This window comes from Agromyces sp. P1_H4 (assembly GCF_056405255.1).
Window position 1 is genome coordinate 1 of sequence record NZ_JBFUCL010000611.1, and the last position, 669, is coordinate 669.

Annotated in this window: 1 protein-coding gene; it reads right to left on the minus strand. The window is 71.2% G+C overall.

The window, feature by feature from the left end:
• The coding region (locus AC1DY2_RS20350) for a Rho termination factor N-terminal domain-containing protein (RefSeq protein ID WP_476764065.1) at window positions 1-386 on the minus strand (386 nt) is incomplete at its 3' end.
• Between the last annotated feature and the right edge of the window lie 283 nt (window positions 387-669).

Below are 669 nucleotides of genomic sequence, written 5' to 3' on the forward strand. Positions count from 1 at the left end.
GCGGCGGGCGCCTCCGCGGGCTGGTCGGCGGGCGCTGCCGGCGCCGCGAACGGAGCGTCTGCGGTGGGCGCGTCTGSCGTCGGCGCCTCGTCGACGGACGGCGCGTCCGCGACGGGCACGTCGGCGACGGGAGCGTCGGCGACGGGAGCGTCGGCGACGGGAGTCTCGGCCACGACGGCCGAGGCGCTCGCCTCGGCGGAGGCGTCGGCGGTGACGTCACCGTCCTGGTGGGCGGAGATCAACTCCACGAGTTCTCCCTTTCGGCGCTTCGAAGCACCCACGATGCCGAGGGAGAGGGCGAGCTCCTGGAGCTCGGCCACCTTCAGGGCGCTCAGGCGGGTGCGGTTCGCCACGCTCGCGTCGGCGTGGTCGGTTGCGTTGGTCACTGGGTATGTTCCTTTCCCCTGGTCGCGAGAGTTGCCGACCCAGGAGAGCTTGATCGCCGGCACGAGCGATGTCGGTGCGCGGTGGCGCAGACATGCGCGAGAGCGAAAGCAATGGATTGCTGGGAATTGCACGATGCGGCCGGGAACGCGATACTTTGYGTCGCCTGCCGGGTGCGATCCAATCCTAACACCGAACGGAACCCGTTTCCGACGCACGACGCGCGGTGTGGAAAGCGGATGCCGCGGGCGCCGCGCCGACTCAGCGCGCGGCGTCGGTCACGGT